Origin of the sequence: Sphingomonas pokkalii, assembly GCF_003096275.1 — a bacterium.
GTDB lineage: Bacteria > Pseudomonadota > Alphaproteobacteria > Sphingomonadales > Sphingomonadaceae > Sphingomonas > Sphingomonas pokkalii.
The window spans coordinates 1,004,926-1,025,695 of sequence record NZ_QENQ01000001.1 but is presented as its reverse complement, the minus strand read 5'-3'; the positions used below and the strand labels follow the sequence as shown (position 1 = coordinate 1,025,695).

Annotated in this window: 14 protein-coding genes and 3 pseudogenes; 11 read left to right on the top strand and 6 right to left on the bottom strand. The window is 64.8% G+C overall.

Annotation, left to right across the window (positions count from 1 at the left end; genetic code table 11):
• The 8 genes and pseudogenes from DD559_RS04695 to DD559_RS04660 form a co-directional block, all read left to right on the top strand.
• A pseudogene (locus tag DD559_RS04695) lies at positions 1–232 on the top strand (succinate--CoA ligase subunit alpha); the annotation flags it as partial.
• A 64-nt stretch (positions 233–296) separates the two neighbouring features.
• Positions 297–3,227 carry a 2-oxoglutarate dehydrogenase E1 component gene (locus DD559_RS04690; RefSeq protein ID WP_206364553.1) on the top strand — a complete coding sequence of 977 codons (2,931 nt, stop codon included), beginning with the start codon at positions 297–299 and terminating at the stop codon, positions 3,225–3,227.
• Positions 3,228–3,229: 2 nt separating this feature from the next.
• Complete coding sequence (gene odhB / locus DD559_RS04685) at positions 3,230–4,444, top strand: 2-oxoglutarate dehydrogenase complex dihydrolipoyllysine-residue succinyltransferase (RefSeq protein ID WP_116468157.1); 1,215 nt, start codon at positions 3,230–3,232, stop codon at positions 4,442–4,444.
• Positions 4,445–4,446: 2 nt separating this feature from the next.
• Positions 4,447–5,664 (top strand): AAA family ATPase, encoded by a 1,218-nt coding sequence (locus DD559_RS04680; protein ID WP_116468156.1) that lies wholly within the window; start codon positions 4,447–4,449, stop codon positions 5,662–5,664.
• Positions 5,661–6,290, top strand: coding sequence for a DUF4276 family protein (locus DD559_RS04675; protein WP_206364443.1), 630 nt, complete (start codon positions 5,661–5,663; stop codon positions 6,288–6,290). Before DD559_RS04680 ends, DD559_RS04675 begins: the two co-directional genes overlap by 4 nt.
• A gap of 10 nt (positions 6,291–6,300) precedes the next feature.
• Positions 6,301–7,695 carry a dihydrolipoyl dehydrogenase gene (gene lpdA, locus DD559_RS04670; RefSeq protein ID WP_116468155.1) on the top strand — a complete coding sequence of 465 codons (1,395 nt, stop codon included), beginning with the start codon at positions 6,301–6,303 and terminating at the stop codon, positions 7,693–7,695.
• Positions 7,696–7,922: 227 nt separating this feature from the next.
• The gene (locus tag DD559_RS04665) at positions 7,923–9,107 is read left to right on the top strand and encodes a BaiN/RdsA family NAD(P)/FAD-dependent oxidoreductase (RefSeq protein WP_116468154.1); all 1,185 of its coding nucleotides are present in this window, start codon (positions 7,923–7,925) and stop codon (positions 9,105–9,107) included.
• A gap of 156 nt (positions 9,108–9,263) precedes the next feature.
• On the top strand, positions 9,264–11,297 hold the full coding sequence (locus tag DD559_RS04660) for a TonB-dependent receptor plug domain-containing protein (protein WP_116468153.1): 2,034 nt from the start codon (positions 9,264–9,266) through the stop codon (positions 11,295–11,297).
• 10 nt (positions 11,298–11,307) lie between these two features.
• Here the strand turns inward: DD559_RS04660 and DD559_RS04655 are convergent, their stop codons facing one another.
• On the bottom strand, positions 11,308–12,111 hold the full coding sequence (locus DD559_RS04655; RefSeq protein ID WP_116468152.1) for a hypothetical protein: 804 nt from the start codon (positions 12,109–12,111) through the stop codon (positions 11,308–11,310).
• A 261-nt stretch (positions 12,112–12,372) separates the two neighbouring features.
• Between DD559_RS04655 and DD559_RS04650 the strand changes: the two are divergent.
• Positions 12,373–12,468: pseudogene (locus tag DD559_RS04650) on the top strand (IS481 family transposase); the annotation flags it as partial.
• An 80-nt stretch (positions 12,469–12,548) separates the two neighbouring features.
• Here the strand turns inward: DD559_RS04650 and DD559_RS20245 are convergent.
• Together DD559_RS20245 and DD559_RS19570 are read right to left on the bottom strand one after the other, a co-directional pair.
• A pseudogene (locus tag DD559_RS20245) lies at positions 12,549–12,644 on the bottom strand (tryptophan 2,3-dioxygenase); the annotation flags it as partial.
• Positions 12,645–12,861: 217 nt separating this feature from the next.
• Positions 12,862–13,530 carry a hypothetical protein gene (locus DD559_RS19570; RefSeq protein ID WP_165830975.1) on the bottom strand — a complete coding sequence of 223 codons (669 nt, stop codon included), beginning with the start codon at positions 13,528–13,530 and terminating at the stop codon, positions 12,862–12,864.
• A gap of 293 nt (positions 13,531–13,823) precedes the next feature.
• On the opposite strand from DD559_RS19570, the gene acnA reads away from it, so the two are divergent.
• Both acnA and DD559_RS04635 read left to right on the top strand, forming a co-directional pair.
• Positions 13,824–16,496 carry an aconitate hydratase AcnA gene (gene acnA, locus DD559_RS04640; protein WP_116468151.1) on the top strand — a complete coding sequence of 891 codons (2,673 nt, stop codon included), beginning with the start codon at positions 13,824–13,826 and terminating at the stop codon, positions 16,494–16,496.
• Between the two features lie 258 nt (positions 16,497–16,754).
• Complete coding sequence (locus DD559_RS04635) at positions 16,755–17,936, top strand: NF038122 family metalloprotease (RefSeq protein ID WP_116468150.1); 1,182 nt, start codon at positions 16,755–16,757, stop codon at positions 17,934–17,936.
• Between the two features lie 59 nt (positions 17,937–17,995).
• Here DD559_RS04635 and DD559_RS04630 read toward each other — a convergent pair whose 3' ends face one another.
• Genes DD559_RS04630 through DD559_RS04620 form a run of 3 tightly spaced genes read right to left on the bottom strand, consistent with a single transcriptional unit; the run spans position 17,996 to position 20,756 of the window.
• Positions 17,996–18,475 carry an FKBP-type peptidyl-prolyl cis-trans isomerase gene (locus DD559_RS04630; protein ID WP_116468149.1) on the bottom strand — a complete coding sequence of 160 codons (480 nt, stop codon included), beginning with the start codon at positions 18,473–18,475 and terminating at the stop codon, positions 17,996–17,998.
• Positions 18,475–19,341, bottom strand: coding sequence for an S-methyl-5'-thioadenosine phosphorylase (locus DD559_RS04625; protein ID WP_116468148.1), 867 nt, complete (start codon positions 19,339–19,341; stop codon positions 18,475–18,477). The genes DD559_RS04630 and DD559_RS04625 overlap by 1 nt, the downstream gene beginning before the upstream one ends.
• Complete coding sequence (locus DD559_RS04620) at positions 19,338–20,756, bottom strand: amino acid permease (RefSeq protein WP_116468147.1); 1,419 nt, start codon at positions 20,754–20,756, stop codon at positions 19,338–19,340. Before DD559_RS04620 ends, DD559_RS04625 begins: the two co-directional genes overlap by 4 nt.
• Positions 20,757–20,770: the final 14 nt, after the last annotated feature.

The window sequence follows — 20,770 nt, the reverse complement described above, 5'->3', positions numbered from 1 at the left end:
CGCCCAGTTCCTGATCGACGAGGCCAAGCGTGGCCGCAAGAAGCCGATGGCCGGCTTCATCGCGGGCCGCACCGCGCCTCCGGGCCGCCGCATGGGCCATGCCGGCGCGATCGTCTCGGGCGGCCAGGGCGGCGCCGAAGACAAGATCGCGGCGATGGAAGCCGCCGGCATCCGCGTCTCCCCCAGCCCCTCGCTGCTCGGCGAGACGCTGCTGGAAGCGCTGAAGGGCTAAACTGCAACGGTAGCGCTCCTATATAGGTGGGGATGGGAGCGCTAACACGAACGGAAGCATGATCATGGGCTATGAAGGCCTCGACTTCGACGACATCGCCGGCGGTGTGAGCCCCGGCTTCGTCGAGACCCTGTACCGGCGCTACAAGAGCGATCCGGCCTCTGTCGAACCGAGCTGGCGTGCCTGGTTCGAGGGTCTCGAATCCACGGCCTCCGGCCCCAGCTGGCGGCGCGCCAACTGGCCGCTGACCGAAACCGACGCGCTGACGGCCGGGCTCGACCCCACCCAGATGGAGCCCGCGCCGAAGCCCGCCAAGGGCGGCGCGCCCGCAAAGCCGGCGACCCCCGCCGCCTCCACGGCGGACGTGACCAAGGCCGCGGAAGATTCGATCCGCGCGATGATGCTGATTCGCACCTACCGGGTGCGCGGCCATCTCGCCGCCAATCTCGATCCGCTGGGCCTCGCCCGCCAGAACCTGCCCGCCGACCTGACGCCGGAATATCACGGCTTCTCGGGCGCAGACCTCGATCGCCCGATCTATCTGGGCGGCGCGCTCGGCCTGCAGCACGGCACGGTGCGCGAGATCGTCGCGATCCTCCAGGCCAATTACTGCGGCAATGTCGGCCTCGAATATATGCACATCGCGGACGTGGAGGAGCGCCGATTCCTCCAGGACCGGATGGAAGGCAAGGACAAGGCGATCACCTTCACGCCTGACGGCAAGAAGGCGATCCTGTCCAAGGTGATCGAAGCCGAGCAGTGGGAAAAATTCCTCGGCAAGAAATATGTCGGCACCAAGCGGTTCGGCCTCGACGGCGGCGAATCGATGATCCCGGCGATGGAAGCGATCATCAAATATGGCGGCCAGCAGGGCGTGCGCGAGATCGTGTACGGCATGGCCCATCGCGGCCGCCTGAACATGCTCGCCAACGTCATGGAAAAGCCGTTCCGGGTGATCTTCCATGAGTTCGGCGGCGGTTCGGCCAACCCGGACGACGTCGCCGGTTCGGGTGACGTGAAGTACCACCTCGGCACCTCCACCGATCGCCAGTTCGACGGCATCAGCGTCCATATGTCGCTGGTCGCCAACCCGTCGCACCTCGAGGCGGCCGATCCGGTCGTGCTCGGTAAGGCGCGCGCGCTGCAGACGATCCGCGGCGACCTGGAAAAGCACGAGCAGGTGCTGCCGGTGCTGATCCACGGTGACGCGGCCTTCGCCGGCCAGGGCATCGTGTGGGAGACGCTCGGCTTCTCCGGCATCCGCGGCTACAATACCGGCGGCTGCATCCACTTCGTCATCAACAACCAGGTCGGCTTTACGACGAGCCCGCAGTTCGCGCGCTCCTCGCCCTATCCGTCGGACGTCGCCAAGGGCGTCCAGGCGCCGATCCTGCACGTCAACGGCGACGATCCCGAAGCCGTGACCTTCGCCTGCAAGGTAGCGATCGAGTTCCGCCAGGCCTTCCACCGCGACATCGTGATCGACATGTGGTGCTATCGCCGCTTCGGCCACAATGAAGGCGACGAGCCCGGCTTCACCCAGCCGCTGATGTACCAGAAGATCCGCCAGCACCCCGGTGTGAGCAGCATCTATGGCCAAAAGCTGATCGCCGAGGGCGTGGTCGACCAGGGCTTCATCGACGAGAAGACCAACCAGTTCAACACGCTGCTCGAAGGCGAGTTCGAAGCGGGCAAGACCTATCTGCCGAACAAGGCGGACTGGTTCGCCGGCCGCTGGTCGGGCCTGGGCGCGCCGTCCGACGGCGAGGGCGCGCGTCGCAACGTCGAGACCGGCATCGAGAAGAAGCTGTTCGACAGCATCGGCCGCACGCTGACTACGGTCCCGGAGGATCTCGAGATCCACAAGACCCTCGGCCGCGTGCTCGATGCCAAGCGCGAGATGTTCAAGTCGGGCGTCAATTTCGATTGGGCGACCGGCGAGGCACTGGCGTTCGGCTCGCTGCTCTCGGAAGGCTATACGGTTCGCCTGTCCGGCCAGGATTCGGGCCGCGGCACCTTCTCGCAGCGCCATGCCGTCTGGGTCGACCAGAAGACCGAGGCCAAGTACGTGCCGCTCACCACGGTGCCGCATGGCAGCTTCGAGGTGCTCGATTCGCCGCTCAGCGAATATGGCGTGCTCGGCTTCGAATATGGCTATGCGCTGGCGGACCCGAAGGCGCTGGTGCTGTGGGAAGCGCAGTTCGGCGACTTCGTGAACGGCGCGCAGATCATGATCGATCAGTTCATCGCGTCGGGCGAGTCCAAGTGGCTCCGCGCCAACGGCCTGGTGATGCTGCTGCCGCACGGCTATGAAGGCCAGGGCCCCGAGCACAGCTCGGCGCGTCCGGAGCGCTTCCTCCAGCTCTGCGCGCAGGATAACATGCAGGTGGTGAACATCACCACGCCGGCCAACTATTTCCACCTGCTGCGCCGGCAGATGCACCGCAACTTCCGCAAGCCGCTGATCCAGATGACGCCCAAGTCGCTGCTCCGCCACAAGCTGGCGGTCTCCAGCGCCGAGGAATTCCTGGGCGACAGCCACTTCAAGCGCATCCTGTCGGACCCGAACGCGCCCGCGGATACCGAGGTGAAGCGCCTCGTGCTCTGCACCGGCAAGGTCGCCTACGACCTGATCGAGGCGCGAGATGCGGCCAGCGACCAGAACACCGCGATCGTCCGGATCGAGCAGCTCTACCCGTTCCCGGGCGAGCCGCTGACCGAGCGGCTGAAGCGCATGACCAACCTCGAAGAGGTGGTGTGGGCCCAGGAAGAGCCGAAGAACAACGGCTACTGGTTCTTCGTCGAGCCGCTGATCGAGCAGTGCCTCATCGATGCAGGCACGAAGGTACAGCGTCCGCGCTATGCCGGTCGCGCCGCGGCGGCATCGCCCGCCACCGGCCTGATGAAGCGCCACACCGCAGAGCAGGGCGCGCTCGTTGCCGACGCGCTCGGCCATAATGTCCGCGAAGAAATCCGCCGCACCCGGAAAGGTTGAAAATGGCCACCGAAGTCAAAGTCCCTGTACTGGGCGAATCGATCACCGAAGCCACCGTCGGTGAATGGCTGAAGAATCCGGGCGATCCCGTCCGCGCCGACGAGCCGATCGCCAGCCTCGAGACCGACAAGGTCTCGGTCGAAGTCCCCTCGCCGGTCGCCGGCGTGATGGGCGAGCAGATCGTCAAGGTCGGCGATACCGTCGAAGTGGGTGCGGTGATCGCGATCATTGCGGGTGAAGGTGCTGCGGCCGCTCCGGCTGCAGCCCCCGCCGCGGCTGCTCCGGCCGCCGCCCCGGCACCGGCGCCCGCCGCTGCCCCGTCAGCCGATGCCGCCGCGCTGTCGCCGTCGGTGCGCCGTGCGGTGCTCGAAACGGGCGTCGATCCCTCGACCGTGCAGGGCACCGGCAAGGATGGCCGCCTGACCAAGGACGACGTGATCGCCGCCGCCAGCAGCAAGCCTGCCGCTGCCCCGGCGCCGGCCGCTGCCCCGGCAGCCGCTCCGGCTTCGACCGGCGGTCGCAAGGAAGAGCGCGTGCGGATGACCCGCCTGCGCCAGACCGTCGCCAAGCGCCTCAAGGAAGCGCAGAACACCGCCGCCATGCTCACCACGTTCAACGACGTGGACATGACCGCGGTGATCGAGGCGCGCGCCAAGTACAAGGACCTGTTCGAGAAGAAGCACGGCGTCCGCCTCGGCTTCATGGGCTTCTTCGTGAAGGCCGCCTGCATGGCGCTGAAGGACATCCCCGGCGTCAACGGCTCGATCGAGGGCGACGAGATCGTCTACCACGATTATTGCGACATCTCGGTCGCGGTGTCGGCCCCGCAGGGCCTGGTCGTGCCGGTGATCCGCGACGCGCAGGACCTGTCGGTCGCCGGCATCGAGAAGACGATCGGCGATTTCGGCAAGCGCGCCAAGGACGGCACGCTGAAGATGGACGAGATGAAGGGCGGTACCTTCACCATCTCCAACGGCGGCGTGTTCGGCTCGCTGATGTCGACCCCGATCATCAACCCGCCGCAGTCGGCCGTGCTGGGCCTGCACCGCATCGAGGAGCGCCCGGTCGTGCGTGACGGCCAGGTCGTCGTCCGCCCGATGATGTACCTCGCACTCAGCTACGATCACCGCCTGATCGACGGCCGCGAGGCGGTGACCTTCCTCGTCGCGATCAAGAACGCGATCGAGGATCCGACCCGCCTGCTGATCGACCTGTAAGAATGGGATTGCCGATCGTGTCTCCTTCACGCCTGAAGCCCGCGCGCATCGAAGAGGTCAAGATCGGCAATTTTCGTTCTCTTCAAAAGGTGCAGTTCAAGGACATTACGCCCTTGACTGCACTGCTGGGGGCGAACGGCAGCGGCAAGTCTACTTTCTTCGATGTATTTGCATTTCTTTCGGATTGCTTTTCCGAAGGCCTCCGCCGCGCGGTAGATAAGCGCGGTAAATTTTCGGATCTGCGGAGCAGGGGACAAAAAGGTCCGATCACGTTTGAACTTGCTTACCGCGAAGGCGGCCGCCTTGATGGTAAAGAACCAAGCTTGGTTCGTTATCATCTTGAGATAGATGACATTGACGGGAAACCCGTAATTGCATCTGAGTGGATGCACTGGAAACGAGGCAGCTGGGGCAAACCCTTCCGGTTTCTGGATTACAAATTTGGCTCCGGATCTGTGGTCTCTGGCGAGCTCCCGGAACAGCATGATAAAAAAATCGAACTCCCGCTGGCTGGTCCGGATGTTTTAGCGGTTAGCACGTTGGGCCAGCTGGCGGATAATCCGCGCGTCAAGTCTTTGCGTGACTTCATTGTAGGCTGGCACCTTTCCTACTTGTCGGCTGGAGACACTCGAGTGGTGCCGGAGGCTGGGCCACAAGAGCATCTTTCGCGCAACGGGAACAATCTAGCCAACGTAATTCAGTTTCTCGGCGAGCGTCATCCCGACCGCCTAGAGCGCATCTTTGGCACATTGCGCCGGCGTATTCCTAAACTCGAATCCGTGAACCCGGTGGCACTGCCTACGGGGCATTTGCTGCTGACAGTCAAAGATGCCCCCTTCGAGGAGGGGGTGCAGGCGCGGTACGTATCGGATGGTACACTGAAGATGCTCGCGTACTTGATCCAATTGCACGATCCAGCGCCGCCACCCTTTCTGGGTATCGAAGAACCCGAAAATTTCTTGCATCCGAAGCTTCTCTACGAACTTGCGGAAGAATGCGAAGTCGCATCTGCGCAAATGCAGATGGTGGTGACGACCCATTCCCCATTCTTCATTGATGCACTTGAACCCAAACAGGTCTGGGCCTTACGACGGAATGAGCGCGGCTATACCGAAGCTATCCGTGCTGCCGACATGAGCGGCGTTTCGCACCAAATAACTGCAGGCGCAAAGCTTGGACAGCTGTGGCTGGAGGGCTACTTCGAGGCAGGCAACCCTTGAGCCGCGAGATACATATTCATGTCGAAGAACCGTCGATGGAGGCCTTCCTAAGAGATTTCCTCCCCCGTGTTCTACCGAATACTGCATTATGGCGTCCGATCAACCACGGCTCCAAACCCCAACTGCTGAAAGAGTTGCCAAAGCGCTTACGTGGCTATGCGAGTACGCCACCTGCCTTTCGCCCGCTCGCGCTGGTTCTGATTGATCGCGACGAAGACGACTGCAACGCATTGAAAGCGCAGCTTGCAGCAGCCGCTCAAGAAGCCGGTTTGATACATAAGTCTCAGGCAGACGGAGTCGAATTCGACGTCGTCAATCGCATTGTTGTTGAGGAACTCGAAGCTTGGTATTTCGGCGACGCAATTGCCACAGCTGCGGCTTGGCCTGGGGTTAAGCCGACCTTTGCAAATTCGGCCCGCTATAGAAACCCAGATGCGATAAAGGGCGGTACGCATGAAGCTTTCCTGCGGGTGCTGCATGGCGCCGGACATTGGAAAGATCAGACGCGTCTTCCGAAGGTTGAGAGCGCGCGGCGAATGGCCGCCCATATGGATCCCGCGCGAAACTCTTCCCGCAGTTTCCAACATTTCCTGTCCGGCCTGAATGCGCTGGTCGAGCTTACTTAGGAAAGACAAAATGGCTGAATATGATTTCGACGTCCTGATCATCGGTTCCGGCCCCGGCGGCTATGTCGCGGCGATCCGCGCGGCGCAGCTGGGCCTCAAGACCGGCTGCGTCGAAGCCCGTGAGACGCTGGGCGGCACCTGCCTCAACGTCGGCTGCATTCCCTCCAAGGCGCTGCTGAACGCGTCCGAGCTGTTCCACGAAGCCGCCTCGGGCGCGCTCGCCAAGCATGGCGTCAAGCTGGGCAGTGTCGAACTCGACCTGCCGGCGATGATGGCCGACAAGGACAAGGCCGTGAAGGGCCTGACCGGCGGCATCGAATTCCTGTTCAAGAAGAACAAGGTGGAGTGGGTGAAGGGCCTCGGCACCTTCATCGACGCGCACACCGTGCAGGTGGGCGAGCGCACCGTCACCGCCAAGAACATCGTGATCGCCACCGGCTCGTCGGTCACCCCGCTGCCGGGCGTCACGATCGACCAGAAGGTCGTCGTCGACTCCACCGGCGCGATCGCGCTGGAGAAGGTGCCGGCGAACATGGTCGTCATCGGCGGCGGCGTGATCGGGCTCGAGCTCGGCTCGGTCTGGCAGCGCCTCGGCGCCAAGGTGACCGTGGTCGAGTATCTCGACCAGCTGCTCCCCGGCATGGACGGTGAAGTCCGCAAGGAAGCCGCCAAGATCTTCAAGAAGCAGGGCATGGAGATCAAGCTCTCCACCAAGGTGACCGGCGTTGCCGTCAATGGCGACAAGGCGGCCGTCACCGTCGAGCCCGCCGCCGGCGGCACGCCTGAGACGCTCGAAGCCGATGTCGTGCTCGTCGCGATCGGCCGCCGTCCGAACACCGAGGGCCTGGGCCTCGACAAGATCGGCCTCGCCACCAACCAGCGCGGCCAGATCGAGACCGATCACAGCTTCCGCACCGCCGTGGACGGCGTGTGGGCGATCGGCGACGTGATCCCCGGCCCGATGCTCGCGCACAAGGCCGAGGACGAGGGCATCGCAGTGGCCGAGAACATCGCAGGGCTCACCGGCATCGTGAACCACGCGGTGATCCCGAGCGTGGTCTACACCCACCCCGAAATCGCCGGCGTCGGCCTCACCGAGGAGCAGGCGCGCGAAAAGGGCGAGGTGAAGGTCGGCAAGTTCCCGATGGCGGGCAACAGCCGCGCCAAGGCGATCGACGACACCACCGGCTGGGTGAAGGTGATCGCCGACGCCAAGACCGATCGCGTGCTCGGCGCCTGGATCATCACCGCGCCGGCCGGCACGATGATCGCCCAGGTCGCGCAGGCGATGGAATTCGGCGCGACGTCCGAAGACATCGCCTATACCTGCCATGCCCACCCGACGCATTCCGAGGCGATCAAGGAAGCGGCGATGGGCGTGCTGGGGAAGCCGATTCACATCTGAGGAGTCACGAGTCCCCCTCACCCTTCCGCCGCTTCGCGGCTCCCTCCCTCTCCCACAGGGGGAGAGGGAGCGGGGATCGAAACTCCCTCTCCCCCTGTGGGAGAGGGAAGGGGCCCGCCGCCGAGGGCGGTGGGAAGGGTGAGGGGGACATCCTCGACGCAAAACGCCGCCGGTCTCCCGGCGGCGTTTTGCTGTTCGGAGCCCCAGAACCGCGCTAACGCCCTTCCATGCAGCACAACCTCGGCACCCATGACGCAATCCTTCTCGGCGCGGGCGCGGCGGGGATGTTCTGCGCCGCCACGGCGGGCCAGCGTGGCCGCCGGGTGCTGCTGCTCGACCATGCCGAGGCGCCGGGCAAGAAGATCCTGATCTCGGGCGGCGGGCGGTGCAACTTCACCAATCTCGGCACCGCGCCCGATCGCTACCTCTCCGCCAACCCGCATTTCGCCAAGTCGGCGCTCGGCCGCTACACCGCGCAGGACTTTCTCGCGCTGGTCGAACGGCACGGCATCGCCTGGCACGAGAAGACGCTGGGCCAGCTGTTCTGCGACGGCTCGGCGCGGCAGATCGTCGACATGCTGCTCGGCGAATGCGCAATGGGCGGCGTGCCCCTCCAGCTCGGCGCCAGCATCACCGCCGTCGACCATGCCGATGGCCGCTTCCGGGTGACCACCAGCAAGGGCGTGGCCGAGGCCCCCGCCCTCGTCATCGCCACGGGCGGCCCGGCCATCCCCAAGCTCGGCGCGACCGGCTTCGCCTATGACCTCGCCCGCCGCTTCGGCCTCAAGGTGGTCGAGCCGCGCCCCGCGCTCGTCCCCCTTACCCTCGGGCCCGATCAGGCGCTGTTCCGCGATCTCTCCGGCGTCTCCACCCCCGTGGCCGCCAGCGCCGGCAAGGCAAGCTTCCGCGAGGCGGCGCTGTTCACCCATCGCGGCCTCTCCGGCCCTGCGATCCTCCAGGTCTCCTCCTATTGGAGGCATGGCGAGCAGATCGCGATCGACTTCCTGCCCGAGCAGCCCAAGGGCTGGCTGCGCGAGGCCAAGCGCAGCGAACCCCGCCTGGGGCTGCGCAGCCTGCTCAACCGCCAGCTGCCCGAGCGGCTTGCCACCACCCTGGCCGAACGCATTGCCCTGCCTAGCGAGCTCGGCAATTGCCGCGATGCGCTGCTGGAACAGGCCGAGGCGCAGCTCGCCGGCTGGCGCTTTACCCCCAACGGCACCGAGGGCTTCGCCAAGGCGGAGGTGACCGTGGGTGGCATCAGCACCGCCGATCTCTCCTCGCGGACCATGGAAGCGCGCCGCGTGCCCGGCCTCTACGCAATCGGCGAGGCGGTGGACGTCACCGGCTGGCTGGGCGGCTACAATTTCCAATGGGCCTGGGCCAGCGGCTGGGCGGTAGCACAAGCGCTTTGAACCGCATTGTTGCCCGGCGGCAACGCCGGTTCGGGGAAAATCCGGGTCTGCGCTTTTCGTTTGCGCACGCCGCCCACGTTGCTTCAAAGTTCATGAAGGCTTCCAGCTATCACGCTGGAGCTAGGGGGTCTTCTGAGTCAAATGAGGGTTCGTTGCGTGTCTGCGGTCGCCGCGGCGATCTGCCCCGGAACCGTGCTGGCGCAACCGCTGCCCACCACCCAGCCTGAAGCCACCCACGCGACCACCACGCAACAAGGCGTGATCGTCTATGGCCCCGAATTCTTCAGCGCCACGGCCCTGGCCACCGCGCTGGAGGTGGTACAGCGGCTGCCCGGCTTCGCGCTCGACGTCGGCAATGGCGACGCGCGCGGCCTGGCCGGCAACACCGGCAACGTGCTGATAGACGGGAAGCCCCCCGCCTCCAAGACCGACGGCCTGGGCGAAATTCTGCGTCGTATCACCGTTGCCAGCATCGCCCGGATCGAGCTGATCCGCGGCGGCGCGCCGGGCATCGACATGCAGGGCCGCGCGGTGATCGCGAACATCATCCTGAAACGGACGGCATCGACCGAGAAGCTGATCGACCTTCAGGGCTATGCCTATCGCGACGGCTATATCGGCCCCGACCTGACGATGCAGTACACCCATCGCAACGGCGATGCGCGCGAGGAAATATCCATCGAAGGGGTCAGCGATCGAACCCCCGGCACCGCCTATGGCACACGCACGCGCCGCGACGCCGCCGGCAGCCTGCTTCTGCGCCAGAAGCTCGATCTGTGGGACCATGTCCGCAATCTCGTCGCTCGCGGGCTCTTGCAGCGCCGGGCCGGCGGCGGCCTGCTGACCGTCAATGGCCGCATCGACTATCTGGACTATCCCACCAGCCAGGCCACGACGCTGCTCGCCGGCCAAGGCAATGACGGCCGCAACGAAGACCTGACCCGGCAGTGGAAGGCTGAACTCGGCGCCAACTGGACCCGCACGCTCGGTGCGAAGGGCGAGGTGGAACTGATTGCCCTGCAACGGCTGGGGCAGCTGCGCTATACGTCCTCCGCCGTCTCGGGCGATTTCTTCGCCGGCTTTGGTTCCCGATCGAAAAGCGGCGAATCGATCGTCCGCCCGATCCTGCGCTATAAGCTCAATCCGGCATTGTCGCTCGAAGGCGGCGGGGAAATTGCATACAACTTCCTCGACAACCGTACCGACTATAGCGAACAGGGCGTGCCGGTGGCGCTGCCGGATGCCAAAGTATTCGTGAACGAAGTGCGGGGAGAATTGTTCGGTCTGGCCCGCTGGCAACCGATACGCAGGCTGACGATCGAAGCGGGGATGCGGGCGGAAGTTTCGCGCATCGCCGCCAATGGCGATACCCCACGCAGCCGTTCCTTCTTCTACCCCAAGCCGCGCGTGCAGCTTACTTGGCGCCCCGGCCAGCGCGACCAGGTGCGGCTACGCATCGAACGCACCGTTAGCCAGCTTGATTTCAACGATTTCGTCGCCGCGACCGAGAACAACCTGGGGACGGTGCGCGCCGGCAATGGCGGGCTGGTGCCCGAACGGGCACTGACACTGGAGGCGGTGTACGAACACCGTTTCTGGGGCAAAGGGGCGCTGGAACTGAGTGCCAAGCACGAAGCCACGCGCGACGTGATCGATTACATCCCGCTGCCCGACGGGTTCGATGCCGCTGGCAATATCGGCAAGGGCACCCGCGACACGCTTTCGAGCAACCTGACGCTGCCGTTCGACAAGATCGGCATCCGCAACGCACGCCTGCGCGCCAACGCCGCGGTCGTGCGCTCGCGCGTCACCGATCCGCTGACCCGCGAACGCCGCCGCTATGCCAACGAGATTCCGGTAACCTGCAGCGCAACGTTCAGCCACGACATCTTCGGCGGCCACTTCACCTATGGCGCCCATGCCAGCTGCGGCAGCCGCCCCTATCACCTCTATCGCATCGCGGAATATCGCACGACCGAGATCGAACCCCTGTTCGAAATCTTCGGCCAATGGAAGCCGAACAAAAAGCTGACGCTCCGGCTGGACCTGGGCAATATCAACAACGCCGCCCGCATCTATGATCGCGATATCTATGCGGGCCCGCGCAATCGCACGCCACTGCTGTATCGAGAGCGTCGCGAGCAGCGGAGGGGACAGTATCTCTATTTCCAGATCCGTCGCCTGTTCTGAAGGGGAGGACTCACTCCCCGCCGTCGCCGCCACCACCTCGTTGCGTGTAGGTGATGCGGATACGGACCCAGCTGCCGACCATCGCCTTGCCATTGAGCTGCGGCGGCTTGACCAGGAACTGGAATGCCGACTGTCGCACCGCACCGGCATAGCCCGAACCGCGCGGAAATTCGCCGAGTTCCTGGCAATCCGTCACCTGGAAGCGCGAAATGGTGCGGCAAGCGATCTCGCCCCAGCCATCCCGACCCTGTGCCCGCTGGGGCAGATAGGGCGAAAGCTGCGCCTGGGTCGGCCGGCGATACCATTCCGCGGCATAGAGCGTTTCGCCATGCGGCCCGGTGCCCGCCCGCGGCGTATCCCCCGCACTGCCGCCGCCGCTCGACGCGACGGTCTCCGCATCGCCTTCGTCGCCCGCCTTGGACGCCGTCGCGCGCGACACATCGGACGCAGCATAGTCCGAACGGCTCAGTTGGAGAAAGCTCGGCGGCCCGTTGGCAACCGGCGGTAGAACCGGCGGCGGCGGGGTATCGGCGGTCGGTGGCTGCTTCGGGGCCTCGGCGCGGGCACCGGCAGGCTTCCGTGCGCGCTCCTGCGCCTTTTCCGCCTCCGGCTGGGAAGAATCCCTTCCGTCCGAAGCTTCGATACCGAACACGACCGTCTTCGGCTTCTCCTTCGGCGTGACCTTGGGCGCCATCCACAGCAGCATCAACGCGATGAGCAGCTCGATCGCCAGCGCCAGCAGAATGGCCGTGCCACGCCCACGCAGCGAAACGCGCAGCCGGCGCGCGGGCGAGGCAGACGTAATCGATGACATCGATGCGGGACCGGACACTCAGACAGGGGGCGAACAGGGGGAATCCCGCATCGCCGCGCAGACGCCCTACACAGCGTTGCAAGAACGGCAAGAGCTGGGCAAAACCATGTCGTGATTTGCGCAGGCACACGAAATTTGTCGCGGCGTTTGGCATAGGTGCGTTGCAGCCGAACCCGCCAGAAAAGCCGCCGGTTGAGAAGCTAGCTGTTTGGTCCCAGCATGGGATGGTGCAGATTTGTCGCCGTCGCAGCGGACGGCGCTATGGGCCAGATTCTTCGCGGCAGCGCCAAGACCACGCACGCCATTCGACGCGAGCGACAGCGATCACAAGCTTCGGTCGCGAGCACGCCCCAGCGCAGCGTCATCACCGCCTGGATGCGGCTGACCCGCGCCAGGCCCTTGGCGAGGCGCAGCCCGGCGAGCATCTGCTTGGCCTGGTGGATGATGATGAACAGCAGCTCGTCATGCCGGTCCGACAGCGGATGCTGGGCGGCGAGCAGCTGGTCGAGGGCGAGATAGCGCCCATAGGTCATGCCTTCGGTCATGGCCGCGACGCTAGCAGCGGGGCGGGAAACGGCAATGGGGGAGGGTTGCAACTTCAGGAATGATCGTAAAGAATTGCGCGTTCACGAAAGTTCTGTGCCGATCGCGGTTGGCATGGCAATGGTTCTATGTAAATAAAAAGGGGCTAGTCGAGTTTTTCCTAGACCAGCCCAAGCTAAGCTCGATGAGCCTACTGGTTGTTGCCTGTCAAAAAATACAGGAAATTGGCGCTTCTTCGACCACGGCATCAGGGTGGCTGCCGGTTTTTGCGTCTTGGATATCAACCGAGCAAAATTTTGGGCTAGATGCAAGTGCCTCTTGAGTAATTAGATAAGATTTTCCCGCTTCCGGCGTAAAAGTAAATACGCGCGTGCAGGTGTGCCAGTTGTCCGTAAAGCCAGAAGCGTATCCGACGGAACCTTTCTTCAGTGTCGTTGCTATGAAGGTCAATGGTTTGCCGGCCTCTACGTTCACGATCTTTTCTTTGGTGTTTCCACCTATGCCGGCATTATAAATGATTAGCCTTTTCGTGTTTTTGCAAGTAGGGCCTTCCTTGATGCCGTAATATTGTGCATCGCCGTCGCCAAATATTGTCAAGCGTAAATTGCCCTTCGGGAATTTAACGTATGCAATTTGTTTGGCTCCTGCTGGAACTTCATATTTTGCTCTACTCAGGCCGTCATCTGAAAGCGCCGTGAGCATGAATAAGGCTGGCGCGCAAATCATTATCCTTTTCAAATCAACTTCCCCCGTTGAAATGTGCTCTTTCCAATCAATCGTCTGACTCGGCAGATAGCTTGCTAAGCAGTCGCTTCTAATCGACGGTAAGCTATGATGCCCGAAAAGTGCAAGGTGCTCATAGGAACTCAAGCTCAATCGAAGACTTTGGCGGAGGTCATTGACCGCTTCTGAGTGAGTGATGGCTCGTCTCACGGATCACACCGTCGCGGAAGGGATGGCTGCTTTGCCGAACCGATGGCTCGGAACCGTTACCGCTATCACCACCCATCGCCCTACCAACGTCCCCTTTCCCTCCCCCCAAACCCGCGCTAAGGCCCCTCGCGAATCTTCGCATTCGCAGCACCCCGACGGTGCGCCCGCGCGGCCTATAATGGGCTGCGTCCACCGAGCGCCCGGCGGACCAGATCAGGGAAAGGACCCCGCGCCTCATGACCGCCATCGGCAACGATACGCTCGGCACGCGTGACTCGCTCACCGTCGCCGGCAAGACCTACAGCTTCTACTCGCTCCCCAAGGCGGCGGCGAAGCTCGGCGACGTCAGCCGCCTGCCCTTCTCGATGAAGGTGCTGCTGGAGAACATGCTCCGCTTCGACGACGGCGTGACCGTCACCCCCGAGGACGCCCAGGCGATCGTCGACTGGCAGCAGAACCCCAAGGCCCCCAGCCGCGAGATCCAGTATCGCCCCGCGCGCGTGCTGATGCAGGACTTCACCGGCGTGCCCTGCGTGGTCGATCTTGCCGCGATGCGCGACGCGATCACCAAGCTCGGCGGCGACGCGGCCAAGATCAACCCGCAGGTGCCGGTGCACCTGGTGATCGACCACTCGGTGATGGTCGACGAGTTCGGCACGCCCCAGGCCTTCGAAGACAACGTCAAGCTCGAATATGAGCGCAATGCCGAGCGTTACGAGTTCCTCAAGTGGGGCTCCAAGGCGCTCAACAACTTCTCGGTGGTCCCGCCGGGCACCGGCATCTGCCACCAGGTGAACCTGGAATATATCGCCCAGTCGATCTGGTCGTCGCAGGCGCCCGATGGCGCGACGATCGCCTATCCGGATACGCTGGTCGGCACCGATAGCCACACGACGATGGTCAACGGCCTGGGCGTGCTCGGCTGGGGCGTGGGCGGCATCGAGGCGGAAGCCGCGATGCTCGGCCAGCCGGTGTCGATGCTGATCCCCGAAGTCGTCGGCTTCAAGCTCACCGGCAAGCTGCCGGAAGGCATCACCGCGACCGATCTGGTGCTCACCGTCACCCAGATGCTGCGCGCCAAGGGCGTCGTCGGCCGCTTCGTCGAGTTCTACGGCCCCGGCCTGCACGCGATGACGCTCGCCGACCGCGCGACCATCGCCAACATGGCGCCGGAATATGGCGCGACCTGCGGCTTCTTCCCGATCGACGACAAGACGCTCGATTACATGCGCCTCACCGGCCGCAGCGAAGAGAATGTCGCGCTGGTGGAGGCCTATGCCAAGGCGCAGGGCATGTGGCACGACGTCAGCGGCCCCGAGCCGATCTTCACCGACACGCTCGAGCTCGACATGTCGACGGTGCGTCCGTCGCTCGCGGGTCCCAAGCGTCCGCAGGACCGCGTCAGCCTCGACAGCGTCGACGAAGTGTTCAACGGCGACCTGACCAAGGTGTACAAGAAGGAGCAGCCCGCGCGCGTGAGCGTCGAGGGTCGCGACCATGACATCGGCGACGGCGACGTCGTGATCGCCGCGATCACCAGCTGCACCAACACCTCGAACCCGTCGGTGCTGATCGCCGCCGGCCTCGTCGCCCGCAAGGCGCGCGCGCTGGGCCTGACCCGCAAGCCGTGGGTGAAGACCTCGCTGGCGCCGGGCTCGCAGGTCGTGACCGATTACCTCAACAAGGCGGGCCTCACCGAGGATCTCGACGCGATCGGCTTCAACCTGGTCGGCTATGGCTGCACCACCTGCATCGGCAATTCGGGTCCGCTCGCCGAGCCGATCAGCCAGGCGATCAACGGCAACGACATCGTCGCCGCCTCGGTGCTGTCGGGCAACCGCAACTTCGAGGGCCGCGTCTCGCCGGACGTCCGCGCCAACTTCCTCGCCTCGCCGCCGCTCGTCGTCGCCTATGCGCTGAAGGGCACGGTGACCGAGGACATGTACGAGACTCCGATCGGCCAGGGCACCAACGGCCCGGTCTTCCTCAAGGACATCTGGCCCTCGAACGAGGAAATCCAGGGCCTGATCACGGCGAACATCGACGACGAGATGTTCCGTTCGCGCTACGGCAACGTCTATCTGGGCGACAGCCACTGGCAGGGGATCAGCGTCACCGTGTCGGACACGTACGCCTGGCCGACGAGCTCGACCTATATCCACAACCCGCCCTATTTCGAGGGCATGTCGATGACCCCGGCGCCGGTGCAGGACATCGTCGACGCCAAGCCGCTGGCGATCCTGGGCGATTCGATCACCACCGATCACATCTCGCCCGCCGGCAGCATCAAGGCGGATTCGCCCGCCGGCGCGTTCCTCCAGTCGCACCAGGTCGCCAAGAAGGACTTCAACAGCTATGGCGCGCGCCGCGGCAACGATGAAGTCATGGTCCGCGGCACCTTCGCCAACATCCGCATCAAGAACGAGATGGTGCCGGGCGTCGAAGGCGGCATGACCAAGTATGCCGGCGAGGTGATGCCGATCTACGACGCCGCGATGCGCCATAAGGCCGACGGCACCGCGCTCGTCATCGTTGCGGGCAAGGAATATGGCACCGGCTCGTCGCGCGACTGGGCAGCGAAGGGCACCAACCTGCTCGGCGTCCGTGCGGTGATCACCGAGAGCTTCGAGCGCATCCACCGCTCGAACCTGGTCGGCATGGGCGTGCTGCCGCTGCAGTTCGCCGAGGGCGTGACCCGCGAGACGCTGAAGCTGGACGGATCGGAAACCTTCACCATCACCGGCGTCGCGGGCCTCCGCCCGCGCCAGGACGTGGAAGTGAAGCTCACCCGCGCCGATGGCTCGTCGGAAACCTTCCTCACCCGTTGCCGGATCGATACCGTCAACGAGCTGGAATATTTCCTCAACGGCGGCATCCTCCACTACGTGCTGCGCAAGCTCGCGGCCTGATTTTCCTTTCCAGGGGCCGGCGACACTCCGTAATCGGGCTGTCGCCGGCCCCTTTTTCGTGTCTGGCGACTCCGTCGACATCGCCACGATGCAGGCTTGTTCGGCGTTTCATTCAATCTGGACGCTTTTACCCGCAGGAACATCCCTTGTGCCGTGCACAATTTGTCTTGACGGCAAGCATTCCCTCCAGCACTTTGGTTAACGTTGATTAACTTAGGGCAGTGATCGACGTCCATCATCGGCCAACAGGGGGTTCTGATGAAATCCAATACTATGAAGCTGCTGCTTAGCGGCGCGATGGCGCTTGCCTGCACCACAGCACTTTCTGCACCTGCCGCCGCGCAGACCAAGATCATCCTCAACGACATCGGCGGCGTTACCGGATCGCCGGCGGAACTCGGATTCAAGATCGCCGCGAGCTATTGGGAAAGCGTGCTCACCAACAATGTGACGCTGCATTTCGATGTCGGCTTCTCGGCGCTCCCGCCAGGCGTCTTGGGGGGCACCTCCAGCGCGCTGCGAACCTATGTTCCCGTTTCCGATTACTACGCCGCGCTGGCGGCAACCGGGAACAGCGCGCTCGATGCGATCGCCGTTGCCAACCTGCAGCCGCTGAGCAGCAGCGGCAGCCTATCCGCCATCGTGCCGAACTATTATAATCCCGCGACCACCGACGGCGTTGCGACGTCCGGTACGCGTGTCGCACCGGATGGAACGGCCATCAGCAGCACGATCGCCCTTTCCTCCGCCAACTGGCAGGCGCTTACCGGCCAGGCGGCGGCTGTCGATGGCCAGATCCAGTTTTCGAGCAATTTCGCGTTCGATTTCGATCCGACCGATGGCATCGCCAACAACAGCTACGATTTCATCGGCGTCGCGATCCACGAAATGGGGCACGCGCTCGGCTTTCTGAGCGGTGCCGACGATTTCGATTATTCCGTCGGCCCCGGCTTCCAGACCGACGATTATTGGTGGGCCTATGCATCGGACGTGTTCCGCTACAGCGCACCGGGCCAGCTCAACTGGGCGTTCAACCAGCCTTCCTATTTCTCGATCGATGGCGGCGCCACGGTGTTCCAGGGCGACTCCTATTTCTCGACCGGCGAGAATTTCGGCGACGGGTGGCAGGCCTCGCACTGGAAGGCACCCGGTACGTGCACCGGCCTGGTCGGGATCATGAATCCCTATACCTGCGACGGATTCGGCGACGAGATCACCTCGGCAGACCTCGCATTGTTCGATGCGATCGGCTGGAACGTGAACGTCAACGTCCTCGCCAATAGCGGCTATAAGGTGACGTCGAGCCAGGTCTACAGCGCCTTCTTCGCCGGCGGCCCGGTTCCGGAACCGTCTAGCTGGACGATGCTGATCCTCGGCTTCGGCGCGATCGGCGGCGCGATGCGCTATCGCAGCCGAAAGGTGCAGGTCCGCTACGCCTGAGGCGCCTGCGGTTGCCGAAGAAAGCGGCCCCGCTCCACAGGGAGCGGGGCCGTTTCGCGTCAGGCGCCGCCGATACCCAGCAGCTCGATCTTGAACAGCAGCGTCGCGCCGCCGGGGATCGGGCCCTTGCCGCGGAAGCCATAGCCAAGTTCGGCCGGCACCGCGATTTCGATCGTGTCGCCCACGCCCATCAGCGGCACCGCGATCTGCCAGGCACGGATCAGCCGATCGAGCGGGAAGCTGGCGGGCGGACCACCATAGGAACTGTCGAACTCGGTGCCGTCGACGAAGGTGCCCGCATAGTGCAGCGTCACCATGTCGGTGACAGCGGGATGCGCGCCCGATCCGTCGCCCTTCACCCGGCGCCAGCGCAGGCCGCCTTCCAGCACGCGCCAGCCCTGCACCGAACTGCGGGTGGCCAGCGCGAGCGACTGGGCGCTCTGCCAAGCCAGGTCCTGCGAGCGATCGACCGGCGCTTCCTGCGCCAGGGCGGGGGCGGCGGCGAGCAGCGCAGCGGCTGCGAGCAGTGCGCCCCGCATCAGCCGAGCACCCGGCCGGCAACGGCGTCGAGCTTCGCCAGCAGCTCCGGATCGCGCGCGGAGGGCGCGGTGATCAGCGCGGTATCGAGGCAGGTATCGATCGGGCTCGGCGCTCGTTCCTCCGGCAAGGCGCGGAGCAGGTGCATCACCATCCGCCGCGCCTTTTCGGCATTGTTCGAAAGCTGGGCGATCACCTGCGCCACGTCGACGGCCTCCTCGCCTTCGCGCCAGCAGTCATAGTCCGTCACCATGCCGACCAGCGCATAGGGCAGCTCGGCCTCGCGGGCGAGCTTGGCCTCCGGCATCGCGGTCATGCCGATGATGTCGCAACCCCAGCTGCGATAGAGATTGCTCTCGGCCCGCGTCGAGAATTGCGGGCCTTCCATCGCCAGATAGGTGCCGCCGACATGCGTCGTGGCACCCGCCGCCTGCGCCGCCTCGGCCGCGAGTGCGGAGAGGCGCGGGCAGACCGGATCGGCCATCGAGACATGCGCGACCAGGCCGGTGCCAAAGAAGCTGGAGGGGCGGCCCTTGGTACGATCGATGAACTGATCGGCGATGGTGAAGGTGCCGGGCGCGCGTTCCTCGGCCAGCGAGCCGACCGAGGATACCGCGAGCACATCGGTAACGCCCAGCCGCTTCAGCACGTCGATATTGGCGCGCACATTGAGGTCCGAGGGGCTGATGCGGTGCCCACGCCCGTGGCGCGGCAGGAACGCCACCTTTACATGGCCGACATGCCCGACGAAGCAGGCGTCGGACGGCTGGCCCCAGGGGCTCGCCACCTCCACCCATTCGCCGCCTTCGATGCCCTCGACATCGTACAGGCCCGAACCGCCGATGATTCCGATCGTCCAACCGCTCATGCGTCACCCTTTGCTGCGTTGCGGCGGGCATAGGCGAAATAGACCACCAGACCCAAGAGGTTCCAGCAGCCGAACCACAGTTGCGTCTTGGTCGGCAGGCTGAGGAAGAGGTAGAGGCAGCCGAAGATCGCGCCGAGGCCGACGACCCATGCGGCCGGGGTGCGGAACGGGCGGGCAAGCTCGGGCGCGCGGCGGCGCAGCACCAGCAGGCACAGGCCCACCGCTGCGAAGGCCGTGAGCGTCCCGGCATTGGCGAGGGCGGCGATCTCGTCGATCGGCAGGAAGGCAGCGAAGAAGCTCACGATCGCGGCGGTGAACAGCGTGATCCGGACCGGCGAGCCTCGGCGCGAGACCTTGGCGAGGCTCTTGGGCAGCAGCCCGTCGCGCGCCATCACGAAGAAGATGCGGCTCTGCCCGAACAGGAAGCCGAGGATGACGGTGGGCAGCGCGACGATGGCGCTGAGCGCCAGGAACTTGGCGACGCCGGGCTGGCCGATCTCGCGCAGGATCAGCGCCAGCGGCTCGGGACTGTCGGCGAAGCGGGAATAGTGGAGCGCACCTACCGCGGTGAGCGCCACGATCATGTAGATGGCGACGCAGGCGACCATCGATCCGACGATGCCGATCGCCAGGTCGCGGCCGGGATTCCGGGCCTCCTCGGCGGCCGTGGAGATCGCGTCGAAACCGTAAAAGGCGAAGAAGATGATCGCGGCGGCCGCCATCATGCCGCGCTCCACCCCGCCGCTGGCATGCTTGGCATAGCCGAAGGGCGCGAAGGGATCGAAGTTGGCGGCGTCGAAATAAGGCAGCGCGACCGCGACGAACACGGCGAGCGCAACCAGCTTCACAACGACGAGGATCGCGTTGAGCGTGGCGCTCTCACGGGTGCCGAGGATCAGCAGCCCGGCGACCAGCCAGACGACGAAGAGCGCGGGGACGTTGACGCCCCAGGCGGCGACCTGGCCCGCGACCATCTGCGGCCCATGGGTCAGCTCGGGCGGCACGCCCAGGCCGAGCAGGAAGGGCGTGGCATAGCCCGACCAGCCGACCGCGACGGTGGCGACCACCAGCGTGTATTCGGCGAGCAGGCTCCAGCCGACCACCCAGGCGACGATCTCGCCCAGCGCCACATAGCTGTAGGTATAGGCGCTTCCCGAGGCGGGGATGCTGGTCGCGAGTTCGGCATAGGCGAGCGCGGCGCAGGCACAGATCGCCCCCGCGACGACGAAGGACAGGATCACGGCGGGCCCCGCCCGGTCCACGCCGACGCCGATCAGGGTGAGGATGCCCGTGCCCACGATCGCACCGACCCCCAGCGCGACCAGATGATACCAGCTGAGCGTGCGGGCGAGCTGGTGCCCATGCGGCTGCTCCGCCGCAGCATGGATGGGTTTGAGACGGAACAGACTGGCCATGGATCCTCCCCTAT

What these genes read in the sequence shown, in the direction of transcription:
- DD559_RS04690 (WP_206364553.1), top strand. Translation starts at nt 297, where the DNA reads ATGGGCTATGAAGGCCTCGACTTCGACGACATCGCCGGCGGTGTGAGC.
- odhB (WP_116468157.1), top strand. Translation starts at nt 3,230, where the DNA reads ATGGCCACCGAAGTCAAAGTCCCTGTACTGGGCGAATCGATCACCGAA.
- DD559_RS04680 (WP_116468156.1), top strand. Translation starts at nt 4,447, where the DNA reads ATGGGATTGCCGATCGTGTCTCCTTCACGCCTGAAGCCCGCGCGCATC.
- lpdA (WP_116468155.1), top strand. Translation starts at nt 6,301, where the DNA reads ATGGCTGAATATGATTTCGACGTCCTGATCATCGGTTCCGGCCCCGGC.
- DD559_RS04665 (WP_116468154.1), top strand. Translation starts at nt 7,923, where the DNA reads ATGCAGCACAACCTCGGCACCCATGACGCAATCCTTCTCGGCGCGGGC.
- DD559_RS04655 (WP_116468152.1), bottom strand. Translation starts at nt 12,111, where the DNA reads ATGTCATCGATTACGTCTGCCTCGCCCGCGCGCCGGCTGCGCGTTTCG.
- acnA (WP_116468151.1), top strand. Translation starts at nt 13,824, where the DNA reads ATGACCGCCATCGGCAACGATACGCTCGGCACGCGTGACTCGCTCACC.
- DD559_RS04635 (WP_116468150.1), top strand. Translation starts at nt 16,755, where the DNA reads ATGAAATCCAATACTATGAAGCTGCTGCTTAGCGGCGCGATGGCGCTT.
- DD559_RS04630 (WP_116468149.1), bottom strand. Translation starts at nt 18,475, where the DNA reads ATGCGGGGCGCACTGCTCGCAGCCGCTGCGCTGCTCGCCGCCGCCCCC.
- DD559_RS04625 (WP_116468148.1), bottom strand. Translation starts at nt 19,341, where the DNA reads ATGAGCGGTTGGACGATCGGAATCATCGGCGGTTCGGGCCTGTACGAT.
- DD559_RS04620 (WP_116468147.1), bottom strand. Translation starts at nt 20,756, where the DNA reads ATGGCCAGTCTGTTCCGTCTCAAACCCATCCATGCTGCGGCGGAGCAG.